Source organism: Chryseobacterium flavum, assembly GCF_003385595.1.
In the GTDB taxonomy this organism is placed as follows: Bacteria; Bacteroidota; Bacteroidia; order Flavobacteriales; family Weeksellaceae; genus Chryseobacterium; species Chryseobacterium flavum.
On the sequence record NZ_QNUE01000002.1, the window covers coordinates 355,876 to 375,100 of the forward strand.

General features: G+C 36.9%; 16 protein-coding genes. 6 read left to right on the forward strand and 10 right to left on the reverse strand.

Annotated elements, in window-relative coordinates; translation table 11 throughout:
- Window positions 1–246 precede the first annotated feature (246 nt).
- Together DRF59_RS03690 and DRF59_RS03695 are read left to right on the forward strand one after the other, a co-directional pair.
- Window positions 247–2,442 carry a glutamine synthetase III family protein gene (locus tag DRF59_RS03690; RefSeq protein ID WP_115956933.1) on the forward strand — a complete coding sequence of 732 codons (2,196 nt, stop codon included), beginning with the start codon at window positions 247–249 and terminating at the stop codon, window positions 2,440–2,442.
- Window positions 2,443–2,780: 338 nt separating this feature from the next.
- Window positions 2,781–3,491, forward strand: coding sequence for a C40 family peptidase (locus tag DRF59_RS03695; RefSeq protein ID WP_115956934.1), 711 nt, complete (start codon window positions 2,781–2,783; stop codon window positions 3,489–3,491).
- Between the two features lie 104 nt (window positions 3,492–3,595).
- Here the strand turns inward: DRF59_RS03695 and DRF59_RS03700 are convergent, their stop codons facing one another.
- The 6 genes from DRF59_RS03700 to DRF59_RS03725 all read right to left on the reverse strand — a co-directional run bounded on the left by DRF59_RS03700 (window position 3,596) and on the right by DRF59_RS03725 (window position 9,902).
- Window positions 3,596–4,177, reverse strand: coding sequence for a pentapeptide repeat-containing protein (locus tag DRF59_RS03700; RefSeq protein WP_115957031.1), 582 nt, complete (start codon window positions 4,175–4,177; stop codon window positions 3,596–3,598).
- A 68-nt stretch (window positions 4,178–4,245) separates the two neighbouring features.
- Window positions 4,246–5,475: a rod shape-determining protein RodA gene (gene rodA / locus DRF59_RS03705; protein WP_115956935.1), complete on the reverse strand. Its 1,230-nt coding sequence runs from the start codon at window positions 5,473–5,475 to the stop codon at window positions 4,246–4,248.
- Window positions 5,472–7,499: a peptidoglycan D,D-transpeptidase FtsI family protein gene (locus tag DRF59_RS03710; RefSeq protein ID WP_115956936.1), complete on the reverse strand. Its 2,028-nt coding sequence runs from the start codon at window positions 7,497–7,499 to the stop codon at window positions 5,472–5,474. The genes rodA and DRF59_RS03710 overlap by 4 nt, the downstream gene beginning before the upstream one ends.
- Entirely contained in the window at window positions 7,496–8,002 is a 507-nt protein-coding gene (locus tag DRF59_RS03715) for a rod shape-determining protein MreD (protein ID WP_115956937.1), read from the reverse strand. The genes DRF59_RS03710 and DRF59_RS03715 overlap by 4 nt, the downstream gene beginning before the upstream one ends.
- Window positions 7,995–8,849 (reverse strand): rod shape-determining protein MreC, encoded by an 855-nt coding sequence (gene mreC, locus DRF59_RS03720; RefSeq protein WP_115956938.1) that lies wholly within the window; start codon window positions 8,847–8,849, stop codon window positions 7,995–7,997. Before mreC ends, DRF59_RS03715 begins: the two co-directional genes overlap by 8 nt.
- 27 nt (window positions 8,850–8,876) lie before the next feature.
- Window positions 8,877–9,902, reverse strand: a complete 1,026-nt coding sequence (locus tag DRF59_RS03725) for a rod shape-determining protein (protein WP_002982450.1) — start codon at window positions 9,900–9,902, stop codon at window positions 8,877–8,879.
- Window positions 9,903–10,285: 383 nt separating this feature from the next.
- Between DRF59_RS03725 and hemA the strand changes: the two genes are divergently transcribed.
- The 4 genes from hemA to hemE are packed head-to-tail and all read left to right on the forward strand — an operon-like array spanning window position 10,286 to window position 14,267.
- On the forward strand, window positions 10,286–11,560 hold the full coding sequence (hemA, locus tag DRF59_RS03730) for a glutamyl-tRNA reductase (protein WP_115956939.1): 1,275 nt from the start codon (window positions 10,286–10,288) through the stop codon (window positions 11,558–11,560).
- Window positions 11,547–12,455, forward strand: coding sequence for a hydroxymethylbilane synthase (hemC, locus tag DRF59_RS03735; RefSeq protein ID WP_115956940.1), 909 nt, complete (start codon window positions 11,547–11,549; stop codon window positions 12,453–12,455). Before hemA ends, hemC begins: the two co-directional genes overlap by 14 nt.
- 57 nt (window positions 12,456–12,512) lie before the next feature.
- A complete protein-coding gene (locus DRF59_RS03740) occupies window positions 12,513–13,196 on the forward strand; it encodes a uroporphyrinogen-III synthase (protein WP_115956941.1) in 684 nt (227 codons plus the stop codon).
- Between the two features lie 39 nt (window positions 13,197–13,235).
- On the forward strand, window positions 13,236–14,267 hold the full coding sequence (hemE, locus tag DRF59_RS03745) for a uroporphyrinogen decarboxylase (RefSeq protein WP_115956942.1): 1,032 nt from the start codon (window positions 13,236–13,238) through the stop codon (window positions 14,265–14,267).
- A 221-nt stretch (window positions 14,268–14,488) separates the two neighbouring features.
- Here the strand turns inward: hemE and DRF59_RS03750 are convergent, their stop codons facing one another.
- The 4 genes from DRF59_RS03750 to DRF59_RS03765 all read right to left on the reverse strand — a co-directional run bounded on the left by DRF59_RS03750 (window position 14,489) and on the right by DRF59_RS03765 (window position 19,225).
- Window positions 14,489–15,709, reverse strand: coding sequence for an aminotransferase class V-fold PLP-dependent enzyme (locus tag DRF59_RS03750; protein ID WP_115956943.1), 1,221 nt, complete (start codon window positions 15,707–15,709; stop codon window positions 14,489–14,491).
- 255 nt (window positions 15,710–15,964) lie between these two features.
- Window positions 15,965–16,609, reverse strand: a complete 645-nt coding sequence (locus tag DRF59_RS03755) for a 50S ribosomal protein L25/general stress protein Ctc (protein ID WP_115956944.1) — start codon at window positions 16,607–16,609, stop codon at window positions 15,965–15,967.
- Between the two features lie 56 nt (window positions 16,610–16,665).
- Window positions 16,666–17,604 carry a ribose-phosphate pyrophosphokinase gene (locus DRF59_RS03760; RefSeq protein ID WP_002982430.1) on the reverse strand — a complete coding sequence of 313 codons (939 nt, stop codon included), beginning with the start codon at window positions 17,602–17,604 and terminating at the stop codon, window positions 16,666–16,668.
- Between the two features lie 85 nt (window positions 17,605–17,689).
- Window positions 17,690–19,225, reverse strand: coding sequence for an SGNH/GDSL hydrolase family protein (locus tag DRF59_RS03765; protein WP_115956945.1), 1,536 nt, complete (start codon window positions 19,223–19,225; stop codon window positions 17,690–17,692).

A 19,225-nucleotide genomic window follows, 5' to 3' on the forward strand; every position in this document is an offset into this window, starting at 1 on the left:
TTAACTATCTTTTAATAAGTAGCTTAATACTGTACATGTTGTATTTTGTATAAATGAGGCACCCATCCCGTTAAAACAGGCCTTTATTGTTAATCAGTAATACAATCCACAGCTCATACCCCCGGCAAAAAACATTAAACCAATGTTTAATTTATGTTAATTTTTAAAACAACCCCTATTTTTTTAGGGTCAAAATGATTTCGATTCATTTTTTTTGTAAATTTGCCCTGTAAAAAATCACCCAATATGTCAACCTTAAGATTCAAAGCGTTAGAAACCCTACCATTTAAGGACTTCAGAAGAGACAACTCAGTTGAGGTTCCTGCAAAACTTTCAGAATTATTCTGCAAAAATGTTTTCTCAGAAGAAACCATGAGAGAATATTTAACGAAAGAAGCATTCAGCTCTATCATGGATGCCATTAAAAAAGGAACCAAAATACAGAGACATATAGCAGACCAGGTAGCTGTAGCTATGAAAGACTGGGCAATGAGCAAAGGAGTTACCCACTACACTCACTGGTTTCAGCCTTTAACAGGAACTACAGCAGAAAAGCATGATTCTTTCTTTACTCCGATAGAAGGAGGAAGAGCCATCGAAAGATTCAGCGGAAACATGCTGATCCAACAGGAGCCTGACGCATCTTCTTTCCCGAACGGAGGTATCAGAAATACGTTTGAAGCAAGAGGATATACTGCCTGGGATCCTACTTCTCCGGCTTTCATCATGGGAACCACCTTATGCATTCCGTCAATCTTCATTTCCTATACAGGAGAAACATTAGATTACAAAGCTCCTCTTTTAAGAGCCCTGAATGCTGTGGATGAAGCTGCCACCAGTGTAATGCAGTATTTTGACAAAAACGTTACAAAAGTAACTCCTACTTTAGGATGGGAACAGGAATATTTCCTTGTGGATTCAGCATTATACCAGTCACGTCCTGACCTTGTATTAACAGGAAAGACTTTATTAGGGCATTCACCTGCCAAAGGACAACAGCTTGATGACCATTACTTTGGTTCTATTCCGACAAGAGTTATGAATTTCATGAAAGAGCTGGAAATTGAATGCATGAAATTGGGGATTCCTGCAACTACAAGACACAATGAGGTTGCACCCAATCAGTTTGAATTAGCTCCTATGTTTGAGGAAGTAAACGTTGCTGTAGATCACAATTCATTATTAATGGATATTATGGCAAGGGTTGCCCACAAACACCATTTCCACATTCTTTTCCACGAAAAACCATTTGCAGGAGTAAACGGAAGCGGTAAGCACAATAACTGGTCTTTAGCAACAGATACAGGTGAAAACCTATTGAGCCCGGGAAAAAACCCAAAGAAAAACTTACAGTTCCTGACATTCTTTGTGAACACAATTAAAGCGGTTCATGAATATGCTGATTTATTAAGAGCAAGTATTGCTTCTGCAAGCAATGATCACAGACTTGGTGCCAATGAGGCCCCTCCGGCAATTATCTCTGTATTCATCGGAAGTCAGCTGTTCAGCGTTCTGGAAGAGCTTGAAAAAGTAACCAACGGAAAATTATCACCGGAAGAAAAAACAGAATTAAAGTTAAATGTAGTAGGAAAAATTCCTGAAATCCTGTTAGACAATACTGACAGAAACAGAACTTCTCCTTTTGCATTTACAGGAAATAAATTCGAAATCAGAGCAGTAGGCTCGTCAGCAAACTGTGCAGAGTCTATGACTGTAATGAACACTATTGCAGCAAAACAATTAAATGATTTCAAGAAAGAAGTTGATGCTTTAATTGAATCTGGTCTTAAGAAAGATGAAGCTATTTTTAATATATTGAGAGAATACATCAAACAGTGTAAAAACATCATGTTTGAAGGAGATGGATATTCTGATGACTGGGCAAAAGAAGCTAAGAAAAGAGGATTAAATAACCTTAAAACAACTCCTGAAGCCTTAAAACAGGAAATGGATAAGAAATTCCTGGACCTTTATGAAGAGATGGGAATTTTCACCCACAGAGAAGTTGAGGCAAGAAACGAGATCAAATTAGAAAAGTATTCTACTGTTATTGATATTGAAGCAAGAGTATTAAGTGATATCGCAAGAAACCACATCATTCCTTCTGCATTAAATTACCAGAACAGATTAATTGAAAACGTAAAAGGTCTTAAAGAAATCTTTGGTGATAAAGAATTCAAATCTCTGGCAAAGGAACAGATGAGTTTAATTACAAGCATTTCCGAAAATGTTTCTAAAATCAAGCTTGGTGTTGAAGATTTAATCCAAGCCAGAGAAGCAGCAAAAAGCATATCAGACAGCCAAAAACAGGCAGAAAGCTATTGTAACAAAGTAAAACCATTATTTGATCCGATCAGAGAAGCTTCTGATGCATTGGAAATGATGGTTGACGATGAGCTTTGGCCTATGACAAAATACAGAGAAATGTTGTTTACAAAATAACATCTGTAAAGTTCCATATTAGTTTAAATTCCCCGGTTTCCCGGGGAATTTTTTGTATTTCTTAACAATTTGGTAAAGTCATCCCTTACATCAGAAAACCTGATCTATAGAAGAAATTCGATATCGTTTGTTAAAGAATCTTAATAAAAAAAACCGCACACTCACCAAAAAATGGCGGTTGCGGTTTATTTTTCTTTAACATATGTAAATTATATGTTAAAATGTGTTAAAATAAGATCCTGACAATTATCATATCAGGGGTCTTTTATTCGGAATCTCTACTTTTGTAATGCTTTTGAAAATAAATATTCCTTTTTAACACGGATAATCAAATATATATGAAGAAAAGAGTTTTGTTTTATTTAGTTGCTTTAGTTACTACAGTTTCAATGCAATCGTGTGCTACAAATTATGTAGTTTCAAAACCAGCAACTTACGCTAAAGAATACAAAACAGATGCCAAACTAGCTTCTATAGACAGCAAAAAAATTGAGCAGGATAAGCAGAGACTTATTGATTCCTTTCTTGCTGAAAAGACAGCCGCTCTAGCTAATGCAAAGAAAGCTATCAAGAATTCTGAGATTGCCAAGGCAGTAAAATACAACAAAACCATTGATGGTATCCTTGAAGAGGCAGAAACCTATCTTGGAACTCCATACAGATACGGAGGTACAACAAGAAGAGGTATAGATTGTTCAGCTTTTGTTCTTTCAGTATTTGGAGCAGCTGCAGGTCTTACTTTACCCAGAGTAGCTGCATCACAGGCACAGGAAGGTGAAAGAATTGAAAAAGGAGACCTGCAAAAAGGAGATCTGATTTTCTTTTCTCACGGAAGGAGAATTTCTCATGTAGGCATTGTAGAAAGTGTTTCTGAAGATGGTGAAGTAAAATTCATCCACGCAGCAACATCAAAAGGAGTAATGATTTCTTCACTTAATGATTCATATTGGGGTCCTAAGTACAGATTTGCAAAAAGAGTCATTAATGAAAACGGAGAAGCGTACAATAATTTAGCAGCTGTTACTCCTGCTACACCAGCAAATTTTTAATTTTATAAATAATTGATTTAAATAATGAAGCCATCAGATTTGATGGCTTTTTTATTTTAAGCTGTTTCATATCAATGTATCCTTAATACAATATAGTATTAATATCAGCTGTTCTTATCAATTTCGATATCCAGTTTATACAAGAGTCCATAAACTTCAGAAAGAGAAAACCTGGCCTTTTTAAGCCTGTTTGAAGCAGGGTCTATAGTATAATTGAATGAAGTTACAAAATTTGATTTTTCAAGGTTTGTATTATCAAAAACAGCACCGGATAAATCACAATGGCTGAAGACAGCCCCTGACAGATCACATTCCGCAAAATCAACTTCGATAAGCCTGGAATCTCTAAAAACAGTTTTTTTAACAGAGGTCTGATAGAATACAGAATTGTTTAAGGAGCAACTGTCAAATGTAAAAGACAGTCCAAATTCATTACAATCATTAAACTGGAGACCAAACATTTTACACTCTTTGAAAAGAGTATCATGAAATGCAGTTTTAATTAATTTTGCCATACTCATATTACAGCCTATAAACTCGCAATCCGTAAAGCTGAAACCAGACAATTCCGCATATTCAAAATTACAGTTTCTGAATGTACAGCTTTCATACTCCCCTTTTTCTAAGGGAAGCCGGATAAAGTTCATGCTTTCAAAATATTGATCTGAAATATAAGGGTCTTTCATCAGGTAAGATTTATTAAATGACAGCTCAATCAATCTTTTGCAAAGGAGGACGGTCTGACGGAAAACAGTTATACCAAACTGTTCTTATCAGAATAATTAAGTTTAAAGAAGATAAAAGTCATCATAGAAAAGGCCAGCAATGAACTTCCTCCATAGCTAAAATAAGGCAGAGGGATACCTACTGTCGGGAACAGCCCCATAACCATCCCTAAATTGATCGAAAAGTGCATAAGCAATATAGAGGCAAAACAATAACCAAATACACGGTTAAAGGTGGATTTCTGTTGTTCTGCAAGATAATAGATCCGGCCTATATATACCATATAGCACAGAATAAGAACAGCACTTCCTACAAACCCCCATTCTTCTCCTACTGTACAGAAGATATAATCCGTTTCCTGTTCCGGTACAAATTTACCCTGGGTAACAGATCCTTCGCGGTATCCTTTACCCAGAAGGCCTCCTGATCCAATAGCTGTTTTTGAATATAATAAATTATATCCTGAAGTATCTCTGAAAGCCTTTTCTCCTTTATAAAGAACTTCGATTCTTTCCCGCTGGTGTTTTGGAAGCTTCTCTAAAAGATAAGGAGATCCAAAAGCCAATCCACACAGCAAAAGGATAGATCCCGCAATTCCGGAAATAGAAATTATATCCCAGGACATTCTATGATAATTCATAGCAATCAGTACTGCGGCAATCACAACAACAACAGCTGCAACATATACAGGAGGAATAGCCAGTGAAACTAAAAACACTCCCGCAAAAATAAATCCAATTCCAAAGAGAAGACCACTAAGTCCTTCTCTATATAATGCAATGAAAAATGCAATGAATACAAGCATGGACCCAACATCAGGAATAGCCAGCACAACAGCAGCAGGAATTCCAATGATAGCAAGGGCTGTCCATAAAGATTTTTTATTTTTAAGATTAAAATCAGGACCGGAAACATAATTGGCAAGCATTAAAGCTGTTCCTATTTTGGCAAACTCAACAGGCTGCATTGTAAAGCTCCCGAACTTATACCAGTTCTTTTGCCCCAGAATTTCCTTCCCAAAAGGGAAAAGCCCTATCAGCAACAGTACACCACCTATATAGATGATCCCCGCCATATTTTCAAAAAACTTACTTCTTCCTACAAATATGACTAACCCTACAAAAAGAGAAATACAGAAAAAAAGCAGCTGTTTTTCTCCTAGCTTCTGATCTACACTGTAAATATTTGCAATCGCGAAAATGCAAAGCAGGAAATACAGCCCAAGACCAAGTTTATCTATTCCTTCCGTCCATTTCATCGCTTTGCAGGTTTAGTATTTTTAGTTTCCTCTTCTATCTTCTTCTTAAGCTTAGCTTTTTGCTGTTTTACAAATTCAAGGCTGTCCTGTATTCTTTTACGTTTAACGGAATCTGCCTTGGGGTCCACATATAATCCTTTGCGTTTCAGATCTGCAACCCATTGTCTTTTATATTCAGGCATAAAGCTTGCGCTGGTCATTTTTTTATAAAGATGTTCTCTCTTAAGATCCCCTGTAATATACTTTTCTGCAATTACTGTACACGCAGGACCAGCCCATGTTGCACCAAACCCCGCGTGCTCCATTACCGCCGCAACTACAATTTTAGGTTTGTCTGCCGGAGCAATCAGCACAAAGATCGAGTTATCTTTTCCTTGAGGTACCTGTGCAGTACCTGTTTTAGCCAACTGGGTAAAATCATTGGATTTTAAACTCCTTGCAGTACCTCTGAGAACCACCGCCTCCATACCTTTCAGAACCGGATCAAAGTGCTTAGGATCTACAAGTGTCTTATGTTTTACTTTAAATCTGGGGTCCGGATTAGGCTTCCCATCAATGGATTTCACAATATGCGGAGTATAATACCATCCTCTGTTTGCAATAGCAGCAACATAGTTGGCAATTTGTAAAGGAGTAATCATGATATCTCCTTGTCCCATTCCATTGAAAACCGCTCCGGTAGCTAAAGGATCCCAGTTTTTGAAATCTTTTTTACCACTGTATTTATTTAAAGCTTTCTGTCTTTTTTCATAAAATTCACCACTTGGAATTCTTCCTTTTGCCCCTGAAGCAAGGTCATTATTTAAAAATTCGCCTACTCCAAAGCTGTTCATTATCTTTTTCCATTCATCCACTCCTCTGGAAGGATCCCCCGGATATTTATTCATGATAGCCAGATAAGCGTGTGAAAAATAACAGTTACTTGATACCTGAATAGACGGAATCAGAGGATCTGCTCCTCCATGTCCTTTAATCCTTAGCCCTTTATAGTAAAAACCTCCTCCACAAGGAAAGATTGTATTCTCATCCATTACTCCCATCTGCATTCCGGCAAGGGCAGTCAGCAATTTGAAAGTAGACCCCGGAGGGTAAGCAGCCTGAACAGACCGGTCAAAAGTAGGTTTGTTCTCATACAGCGTATCTTTTGAGAGCGCATACAGATTTTTGGACTTATTGGGACCGGTAAATAAATTAGGATCAATATCAGGACCTGAAGCCAATGTTAAAATCTCCCCGTTATTCGGATCAATGGCAACGATTGCTCCATGCTTATTAACAAGCATTTCTTCAGCCATTCGCTGGAGATCATAATCAATGGTTAATGTAATATCCTTCCCGGTAACAACATCTTTATCCAGTGCACCGTTTTTATATGAACCTATATTCCGGAGCCTGATATCTTTCTGGATATATTTCATCCCTTTTATTCCCCGTAGTTCTTTCTCATAGGATTTCTCAACACCTTTCTTTCCGATAAAGTCTCCCGGTAAATAATAGGTTGAATCTTTTTTGATCTCTGCATCGTTTACTTCATTGGTATATCCAAGAAGGTTTCCGGAAGTTGATACTTCATATTGACGCTGAGGTCTTTGCACAATATTAAATGCAGGATATTTAAAAATAATCTCCTGAACTCTTGCAATATCTTCCCTGCTGAGATCCTTCAGGAAAGTCATCGGGGTAAGCTTGGAATAATATTTTTCCTTTTTAATGGTATTGATTCTGTTAATAAAATCTCTTTTACTAATCTTCATCAGACTGCAAAAACCCAATGTGTCAAAATCCGGCTTCATGAGAGCCTGAGTAAATGAGATTTCATAAGCAGGCTGGTTTCCCACCATAATTTTTCCATTCCGGTCAAAAATGACTCCCCGCTGAGGAATTACATATTCTATTTTAATTGAAGTATTAGCGGCATTTAACGCATAACGATCCGTAAACAATTGTAAATAAGCCAGCCTCGCCACAAAAATAAGGGCGATCACGACAAGAATTGAAAAAATTTTTAAATAACGTGTGTTCAAACTTTCTGTTTGATTTTAAATATTAATGCGTAAACAACTATAAAGATAAACGAAATTACACTCGTCACCAACACATTAAATAATATTTCAAAAAATCTGCTAAATTTAAAGAATTCAATATACTGAACCAAAAGCTGGTGCAGAAAAATACTTGAAAATAAAAATAGCAAAAACTGCGCCCATTGAAGGGACTGAAAAGAGAAAAAATCAGTAGACGTATCGGTAGACGTCCTGAATATAAGAGTCCTGAAGTAAGCAATCAATGTAGTAGCAAATGCATTGATCCCCCATGAATAATGGAACCCATCAATAGCCAGACCTATTAAAAAGCTTAATGCAAGAAATTGAAATTTATTTCTGAAAAAAGGATAAAACATAACAAAAACGGGATAAAGTACCGGAGTATATTTCCCGAAAAGTGTAATTCTGTTCAATACAAATATCTGTAAAGCAACAAGAAAGATCATAATCAATATGTCTGTAAATAAAGTTCTGCTAATCATTTTCCTTTTTTATTACAGCCTGCATAGTATCCTGAATCTTCTGCACTTCTGCTTTTTTAAGATTCTTTACTACGTACACTTTATTTAACGCACCCATTTTTTCACTCAGTTCTACTGATATATCCCAAAAGCCGGTTTTATTGTCTACGGAATATCCTGCGATAGTTCCGATCATTACCCCTTTGGGAAAAATTGCAGATTTTCCGTCAGTTACAACGCTATCTCCTATTTTTAAAGCCACATATTTTGGAATATCGGCAAGATGCATTACCCGGGAATTATCTCCATTCCAAGTCAAGGTTCCAAAATATCCTGAATTTTTAAGTGCTGCATTAATTCTGATCTTGTTTACGCTCAGGACAGACTGTACCAATGCATAACTGTCGGTAGAATTAATAACAATACCCGCAATACCTCTAGGTGCCATCACCCCCATTTGCGGGAACACACCATCTCTCCGGCCACGGTTGATAGTAAAATAATTATTTCTTCTATTGATACTGTTAAAGACTATTTCTCCATCTACAAAAGTATAGATCTGCCCTCCTCCTATGGTATCGTGAACTTTTCTGAAAACAGGATTCTTAGCTCCTTCTTTCCCATAAAGCTCAGTCATAAGGGCCTTATTCTGAGCAACAAGGTCTTCATTAATCTGTTTAAGCTTAAGATAGGAAACCCCCTCATCAATATAGCCCGACACCCATGAATTCAAAGCAGCCGTCTGGCCAGCGATCCAGGATCTCTGCATGGCATTTCTGGAAAATATCAGAACCAAAGCAATAATTTGCAGGAATATAAAGAAGACAAAAAGAGTGTTCTTCGAAAATAGTCTCAGCAAAAATCCCATTCAGATATATAGTCGTAAAAGTTAAAATTATTTAATTAAGAAATTGAATTTATCCATATTCTTAAGAGCAATCCCTGTTCCGCGAACAACAGCTCTCAACGGATCTTCAGCTACAAATACAGGTAATCCTGTTTTTTTATGAATTCTATCCGCCAGGCCTCTCAATAGCGCTCCTCCACCTGCTAAGTAAATACCTGTTTTATAGATATCTGCTGCCAGTTCGGGAGGAGTAAGAGAAAGAGTTTCCATAACTGCATCCTCAATTCTGATGATAGATTTGTCTAATGCACGGGCAATCTCTTTATATCCAACCATAATTTCTTTAGGTTTACCTGTAATCAGGTCTCTACCCTGTACCGGAATATCTTCAATATCAACATCCAGATCTTCTACTGCAGAACCTACTTCAATTTTAATTCTTTCAGCAGTTCTTTCTCCGATGTACAGGTTATGGTGCGTTCTTAAGTAATATGCGATATCATTGGTGAATACATCTCCTGCAATTTTCACAGACTTATCGCAAACAATACCACCGAGAGCTACAACAGCAATCTCAGTTGTTCCCCCGCCTATATCGATAATCATATTTCCTTCGGGCTTCTGCACATCAATACCTACCCCTATTGCCGCAGCCATTGGCTCATAAATCAAACGTACTTCTTTTGCATTTACTTTCTGGGCAGAATCTCTTACAGCTCTTTTCTCAACTTCAGTAATGCCAGAAGGAATACAGATAACAATCCTTAGTGCAGGTTGAATAAATTTACCCTTGATCCCAGGAATTTTTTTGATAAATTCCTTAATCATATGTTCAGAAGCATGAAAGTCAGCAATAACCCCATCCTTCAGCGGACGGATTGTTTTGATATCCTCATGAGTCTTACCTTGCATATGCTTGGCCTGCTCTCCTACAGCAATCGGCTTACCCGATGAACGTTCAATTGCAACAATTGAAGGCTGATCTATAACAATTTTATTATTATGGATGATAAGGGTATTAGCAGTTCCAAGGTCTATCGCAATTTCTTGCGTAAACATATCAAATAAACTCATATTTTTCTTCTGATTTTAAGTTTACAAAGATATAAATTTAACAATACTAAAGAAATTTCATAACAATATAATTTGGTTAAAATTTTATTAAAATTTATAATTCTTTATTAACTTTTACTTTAGACATTTACAGACTTCCAATTAAACTAAAATTAACAGAATAAAGACAGGGATAAAAGACAGAATTCGTTTGATAAACAATATGCCGGAATTTCAACAACAAAGCTATCCTTAATACGAAGTCAGGCCCGCACTGAATTTTTGAAGACTCATTATTCTGAAACGCTCAGACCAAGCCAAAATTCCTATAGTTTTTTACGATAATTATCATATATACTATCAGAGGATGATTAATTAAAAAAAACGTAAATTTGCGACTGCTTATGTTACAGTATTCCAACATCCATCAAACATCAAATTTTGCCGTGCTTTCGATAAGCTACGAAAAGGCTGATGTAGAAACGAGAGGAAAATTTGCATTCTTTGATGAAAACATCAAAAATTTTGTTGCCAGGGTCCATCAGGAAGATCTGGGTGATGCCTTCGTTGTGTCTACCTGTAACAGAACTGAAATCTATACAACTTCTCCAAATTATCTTTTGGTAGCTGAAGAATATTGCAAAACAATCGGAGTTCAGCTTACTGACTTCCTTCAGTTTGCCAATATCCTTACTAAGGAAGAAGCACTCATTCATCTTTTCAGAGTAGCCGCAGGACTTGAGAGCCAGATTATCGGTGATTTTGAAATTATAGGCCAGATCAAAAAAGCATATAACCGCTTTAAAAAAGAAAGACAGAATTCCAATCCTTATCTGGAAAGAGCGATCAATGCAGCCATTCAGATTTCGAAAAGAATAAAGAATGAAACCGGTATATCAAATGGTGCCGCCTCTGTTTCCTATGCTGCTGTTCATTATATTTTAAACAGTCAGAAAAGAATTAATGAAAAAAACATTCTTCTTTTAGGTGTGGGTGAAATAGGACAGAATACTGTTGAAAACCTGGTCAAACACGTCTACCAGCCGAAAATCAAAATTGCTAACAGAACGCAGGAAAAAGCTGAAAAAATTTCTCAGAAATACAATATTCCTCATGTTGATTATTCTGATTTTGACAAGGAATTAAAAAATACGGATATTCTTATTGTGGCAACCGGTGCAAAGCACCCTATTGTCAATCAGTCTCATTTTCCTAACGGAAAGGAAACACTGGTAATAGACCTTTCTATTCCTCATAATGTTGAAAAAAATGTTACTGAAAATGAAAATGTCACCTTAATTGATGTGGATGAACTTTCAAAACAAATTCAGGAAACCATTCAACAGAGAGAAAGAGAGATTCCAAAAGCTGAAAAGATCATCAAAGAATTGATGAAAGACTTCATCGAATGGGAGAAAAAGAGAAAGCTTGCTCCTAATATTCATCATTTCAAAGCCGTTTTAAAGAATATGGAGCGCAATGAAATGCATAATTTCTATAAAAAGAATAAATACATAAACATCACGGACATGGAACTTTCTGATAAAATGATCCAGAAAATCACCAACCGTTTTGCAAAATATATCATCGATAATCCCTTAAAAGCCGAAGAAATTAGTAAATTAATGCACGAAATATTAGTTGAACAACCAAACAACGAATTCAATGAAAAGCATTAGAATTGGAACCAGAAATTCCGCACTTGCACTTTGGCAAGCTAGAGAGGTTGCGAGGCACCTTCAGAACAACAATTATTTAACGGAGATTATCCCGATTGTTTCTTCCGGTGATAAAAATCTTAATCAGCCATTATATTCTTTAGGCATTACGGGTGTTTTTACAAGAGACCTTGATGTCGCATTATTAAATGATGAAATTGATATTGCCGTACATTCCTTAAAAGATGTACCTACTCAGTTACCTCAGAATATTGAAATGGTTGCATACCTTGAAAGAGATTATCCTCAGGATATTCTGATCAGAAAAGAATCTGCAAGGAACAAAGAGTTTCATGAGCTTAAACTTGCCACAAGCAGTTTGAGAAGAAGAGCTTTTTGGTTAAGGCATTATCCAACCGCTGCATTTTCAGATATTCGCGGAAACATCCAGACCCGCCTCCAAAAACTTGAGGAAGGAGACTTTGATGCTACGATTCTTTCACTTGCTGGTATAAAAAGAATGAAAATGGAAATCGATTACGAAATGCTTCCATTAATGATTTCTGCCCCATCCCAGGGTGTTATTGCCGTTGCAGGACATTCTTCCAAATCTGAAATCAACGAGATACTATCTAAGATTAATCACAAGCCTACACAAATCTGTGTAGAGATAGAAAGAAACTTCTTAAGCACTTTAGAAGGAGGCTGTACTGCTCCCATCGGAGCATTTGCTGAAATTATTGAAGACCAGATCCGCTTTAAAGCTGCGCTTTGTTCCCTGGATGGAAAGAACTGTATCGCTGTAGATGAAAATTTTGTGTATAACTCAACAGAAAATTTCGGTGAAAAATACGCAAAGGTAGTTCTTGAAAACGGTGGAAAAGAATTAATGTCTGAAATCAAAAGTCAGATCTGATTCTGACAGATTTACATCCATTCCCAGTTTTTCTTTTTCAGTTTTAAATCTAAAGACATGAAAATCTTATTTACCAAAAATATAGACCAAGCGATTATATCCAAAGAATTAGGAGAGCATATTTCGGCTGATTGTGTTGAGGTAATTAAGACCCAGCCTATCATGATCAATCCATTTGACCTGAAAAACTTTTCACTGATTTTTACCAGTGTAAACGGAGTGATTGCATTTTTTAAAAACCGCTTTAAACCTAATGAGGATTTTACGGCAAAAAATTACAATAAGATCTATTGTGTAGGTGAAAAAACAAAAAAAGAACTTAGAAAACATGGTTTTGGAACTTTTAAAGTATTGAAAAATGCAGAAACATTATCCAGATTTATCATCAGCAAATGCCAGCATGAACAATTCCTTCATTTCTGTGGTAATCTTGCATTGAATGTTCTGGATAAAGATCTTCCGCTGCAAAATATCAAATACAAAAAGATCACAATATATAATACAGAGGAAACCAATCCTTTAATAACTGAAAAATATCATGCTGCGGTATTTTTTAGTCCAAGTGGAGTTCGTAGTTTTGCAAAGCAAAATTCACTGGAGGACATGATGCTTTTTTCGATTGGAGAAACCACTTCCGGTGAACTGAGAAATTATACCAAAGAAAAGATTTTTACTTCCGAAGACAATAATCTGACCTCAGTTTTCGAACTGATAAAGAGAGAGATAGGCAGTAAATTCTGAATAATATGCTAAATTTTAGCAGTGTTACCTTAATAGATTATGATTAAAAACGACCTATATTTAAAAGCACTTCGCGGCGAGACCGTTGAAAGACCTCCTGTCTGGATGATGAGGCAGGCTGGAAGATATCTGCCGGAATTCATTGCCCTTCGAGACCAATATGATTTCTTTACCAGATGCCAGACCCCTGAGCTTGCGGCTGAGATCACTCTGCAGCCTATCCGAAGATTTCCTTTGGATGCAGCGATTCTGTTTTCTGATATCCTGGTAGTTCCTCAGGCAATGGGAATTGATTTTAAAATGAAGGAATCCGTCGGGCCATGGTTAGATACTCCAATCAGAACAATGGAACAGGTTCAGAATATTGAAACTCCGGATGTGAATGACACTTTAGGTTATGTTTTTGATGCAATTGAACTGACTCTTCAGAAACTGGACAATGATATTCCATTGATCGGTTTTGCCGGTTCCCCGTGGACAATTCTTTGTTACTGTGTGGAAGGAAAGGGAAGTAAAGCTTTTGATATTGCCAAATCATTTTGTTTTCAACAACCTGAAGCCGCTCATTTATTACTTCAGAAAATTACAGATACCACTATTGCCTACTTAAAGAGAAAAGTGGAAAAAGGAGTATCTGCTGTACAAATATTTGATTCATGGGGAGGAATGCTTTCTCCTGCTGATTATCAGGAATTCTCATGGCAGTATATCAATCAGATTGTTGAAGCCTTAAGCCCTCTTACTCATGTTGTTGTATTTGGTAAAGGATGCTGGTTTGCTCTGGAAGACATGGCAATGTCCAAGGTTTCTGCCCTTGGTGTTGACTGGACCATTAAGCCGGAATTCGCCAGAACATTAACCAATCATACGATGACATTACAAGGGAACTTTGATCCGGCAAGACTTCATTCAACCCCTGAAACCATAAAAAAAATGGTAACAGAGATGATCAATCGTTTCGGTAAGGACAGATATATTGCCAATTTAGGCCACGGAATTTTACCTAACATACCTGTGGAAAATGCGGAAGCATTCATCCGGGCTGTTGTTGACTGGAAACCGGGTCTGTAGTAATTCAAATCTTATTTTATACATAAAAAGCCCTGACACTAAACGTCAGGGCTTTTAAATTAAATATGCTAAGTAATTTCCGATATGATACTGTATCAACGGTCACTAACACTTTAAATCCTATCATCAGGTTACTATCAACGGACTATATATCATGTAAACCCCAATAAAAAAGCAGCCGATGGCTGCTTTTTTATTGATATATTAAAGAATAATTTATTCTAGTTTAGCATTCGCTGTGCTTTTTTAACTCCTTCTACCAAAGCATCAATTTCAGCAAAAGTATTATAAACGGCAAAACTTGCCCTTACGGTACCCGCAATATTGAAAAAGTTCATGATAGGCTGCGTACAGTGATGCCCTGTCCTAACTGCAATTCCCAATTTATCAAGTATCATTCCTACATCAGATGCTATTCCGACCCCCTCAAGATTGAAAGAAACAACGCCTGTTCTTTTCGCCTTCTCACCATAGATTTTAATACCCTCTATTTCCAGAAGCTGTCTCTGGGCATACTCCAGCAAAGAATTCTCATGATTACGAATATTCTCCCTTCCTATCTTATTCATAAAATCAACGGCTGCTCCCAAAGCAATATTCCCCCCAACGTTTGGTGTTCCTGCTTCATATTTAAATGGAAGACCAGCATAGGTTGTTCCTTCAAAAGAGCAGGTTGCAATCATTTCTCCTCCCCCATGAAATGGTGGTAAATCCTCTAATACTTCTTGTTTTCCATATAAAATCCCTGTCCCCATTGGTGCATACATTTTATGGCCGGAAAACACAAAGAAATCACAATCCATCTTTTGAACATCAATAGTGAAGTGAGGAGCAGACTGAGCTCCGTCAATTACTATGTATGCATTTGTATTTTTCCTCGTTTTTGATATGATTTCTTCAACGGGATTCACAATTCCTAATGCATTAGAAACCTGATTTAATGAGACAACTTTTGTTCTTTCATTTAAAAGTCCATCAAAATGATCCATCTGAAGAACACCATTATCATCAATAGGGATCACACGAAGCTTTGCCCCTGTTCTTTCACATAGTAGTTGCCATGGAACAATATTGGAGTGGTGTTCAAGATAGGAGATAATGATCTCATCATCCTTTTTTAATTTCTGTGTTAAAATATAAGCGATGAGGTTTAATCCCTCTGTGGTACCCTTTGTAAAGATTACTTCAAAATCATGTTTGGCGTTGATAAACTTCTGAATCTTTCTTCTGGAAAGTTCCATCTCTTCTGTTGCCAGCTGGCTTAAAGTATGAATTCCTCTGTGAACGTTGGCATTAAGCTCTGTATAATATGCGTGACAGACTTCCAAAACCGAATTTGGCTTTTGAGATGTAGCTGCATTATCCAAATAAACCAGTGGCTTACCGTTTACTTCCCTTTCCAATATAGAAAACTGGCTTCTTATTTCCTGAATGTCAAACATTTATTTATTTTTTAAATTTAAGTGTCCTTATTTAGAACACTTCAAATTTACGTCTTTTTTTCCGAAAGGAAGAATGAGAATAAGAGGTGATACTTATCAGCCTATAGAAATATTCAATAGCAGATTGAGGAAAAACCGATAAGCGAATCTTAAGAAATTCTTTAGCTCATAAAATTTCAGCTCTTAATATTATAGCTTTAACTCATAAAAAAACCCGTCATTTTGACGGGTTTATATTGTTTAAATAAGCAATTCTTATTCTGCTGCAGCTTCTTCTGCTGCCGGAGCTGCTCCTTCTTCAGTTGCAACTTCATCCTCATCTTCATCATCCATTGCAGCTGCTCCACCTTTCATTGCATTTCTAGACATCTTCACTGCAACTACTACTGCATTGTCCGGGTGCATGAAAGAATATCCTTCTGTTTTGATACCTCCGATGTAAAGTTTGTTTCCAATTCTTAATGGAGTAACATCTACAACGATTTCGTCAGGTAGGTTAGCAGGGATAGCTTTTACTTTTAACTTTCTGAAAGACTGACGTAAAACACCACCAGCAACAACCCCTTTAGCACGACCTGTAATTCTTACAGGAACTTCCATAATAACAGGCTTGTCATCAGATAACTGATAGAAGTCTGCATGAAGAATTTTGTCAGTGATTGGGTGGAACTGAATGTCCTGAAGAACAGCTGGAATTGTTTTCCCGTCAACTTCAATAGATACCGTGTGTGCTTCAGGAGTGTATACTAATCCTTTGAAAGCTTTCTCTTCAGCAGAGAAGTTTAAAGGTGCCTCACCTCCATAAACAACACAAGGAACTAATTCAGCATCACGTAAAGCTTTTGTAGACTTTTTGCCCACGCTTTCTCTTTTTGTACCTTGAATTGTAATAGATTTCATTTATAAAAAATTTAAAAAATTATTTTTCTTTTTAATTGCAAATTGCTAAAAATCAATTAAATAACAAACTTACTGCTAATTGATTTATGCTCATGAACCATTGTCATCACATCTGCAAATAATGGGGCGCAAGATAGCACTTTTATTTTAGATGACAAATTATTTTTAACAGGAATTGAGTCAGTTACAATAACTTCCAGGATTTTTGAATTTTCAATATTCTCATAAGCCTTTCCTGAAAGCACTCCATGAGTTGCCATTGCCCTTACAGTCTTTGCTCCTTTTTCTATCAGGATATCAGCTGCTTTACAAAGTGTACCTGCAGTATCAATCATATCATCAATAAGGATTACGTTCTTACCTGTAACATCTCCAATAAGGAACATTTCTTCCACAACGTTTGCCTTTTTTCTTTCTTTATAAGCAATTACCACTTCAGCACCTAAGTGACCTGCGTAGTTCTTAGCTCTTTTTGCACCTCCCATGTCCGGAGAAGCAATAGTAAGATTATCAAGGTTCAGAGATCTGATATAATCTACGAAAATAGTGGAAGCGTACAAATGATCTACCGGAATTTCAAAGAATCCCTGAATCTGATCCGCGTGAAGATCCATTGTCATGATTCTTGTTGCTCCTGCCGCAGTAAGAAGGTTAGCAACTAATTTTGCACCGATCGGCGCTCTTGGTTTGTCTTTTCTGTCCTGTCTGGCAAGTCCGAAGTAAGGAATTACTACGGTAATGCTTTTTGCAGAAGCTCTTTTTGCTGCATCAATCATTAGAAGAAGTTCCAAAAGATTGTCTGCAGGAGGGAATGTAGATCCAATCAGGAAAACTCTTCCTCCTCTTACAGATTCGTCCAAAACAGGCTCAAATTCCCCGTCGCTGAACTCCTGAAAGTTGATTTTTCCTAATTCTTTCCCATAATTCTGGGCAATTTTCTCTGCCAAGTCCCTGCTGGTTCTTGTACAAAATAGATAACTTAACTGATCGGCCATTTTTACTTTTTAAAAGATTTTGCAAATTTAAAAAAAAACCACAAGAATTACTCCTGTGGTTTCTAAGTTTTTATTTTATCAATTATTAAGGGAATTTAACTCCTGAATATTTGTTAGGATCTACCTGTGGTAAAGTTGAATTATACTTAGCGTTGATAGATTTAATAAATTCGTTTGCTACTACTGCATATCCTCTTCCTGTAAGATGTACCCCATCAAGCGAGAATGTTCCTCCGGTGACAAATTTAGCCGTATATCTCACACCATCCCAGGAAATCCCTGAAACCCCATTAAGTTCAACCATTTTCTTATTAGCATCTACAAATGCTAATCCATAATTATCTGCGAGTGTTTTAATGGAAGCATTATAGGCATCCACCGCAGTTTTTACTGCTGCAGCTTCTGTCTTTGTTAATATATGCTGATTTTGTAAAGGATAAGATATCCCGTAAACATTTAATCCTGCAGGTACTCCGGCTGCAGTAGTCCCGATTACAGATTTTGTGGTAAGCAATACATAGTCATCTGCATTTGCCTGTCTTGCCTGTCCGTAAAGCTGCCCATAAATAGTCGCAATAACAGGTCCCATTGCAGGAGTAAGTCCCGCAGTAATCCCTGCTGACAAATCAGGAAGTGTAGTATCTTTGATCAAAACAGGATTCGTCTCTGTAGAAGAAAGTACATTGAGTCTGCTTCCTGCCCCCAAAGCTGTAAGCACCTGCTTAAGAGGACCATAAATCTTAGCATTGAGCTCTGTAATATTTGCACCCAGCAAAGATGGTGTCAGCGGGTTGTAAGGCACTGTTGTGAAATAAGGAATAGATGTCACATAAGGAATATTTGCGATAACTCCCTTGGTTGCTCCTCCTGCTTTCATTTTATCAAGGATTCCTTTGATAGCACCGGCAACAACATTTGGATCAGAAATATCATTTGGCCCGTAATTGATAAGATTTGTATTCCCTGTCTGATTAACTCCTGCTCCTCCACTGGTTGCATAGCTCAGAACATCATTATTCCCGATCCATAAAGAAAAGAATGTTGGGTGCTTAGCTACTGCATCATCTACTACTGTAGAGGTGGGACTTGATGAAAATCTTACATAATAAGGATTTGCAGTCCCAAGAGGAACTCCGGCAATATTTCCATATCCAGGGGCTAGTAAATGAAATGACTTCGCACCCGGAACTCCAAAGTTATTCAGATTTCCTGTTACTTTATTGGCAATATTAGTTGTTGGTGTACCACTTACATTTGTAATATCAGGAGCTCCGTTAGTGAATGATTTTATATACAGTTTTGTTCCCTGGATCGGCGTATTTCCAAACAACAATCCTCCGTTATTATCTGCCATTAAAGGCTGTACAAAATTTCCCCCTCCGGCAAGTTTCATTTGCCCTGCAATAATATTAGGGTATGATTCATTCTGTCCGTCAATATATAATGCATTATCTCTAAATCCTGATGTCAAAGAATTTCCAAGCGAAACATAATTAGAAAAATCTGCATCACCTTTCGTTACCGGAATATCTTTTACATCAGTATCAAAATCGTTTTCACAGCTTGTTGCCGTAAAAAGAAGTGCAGAAACAGCAATTGTCGATATTATAATTTTTTTCAT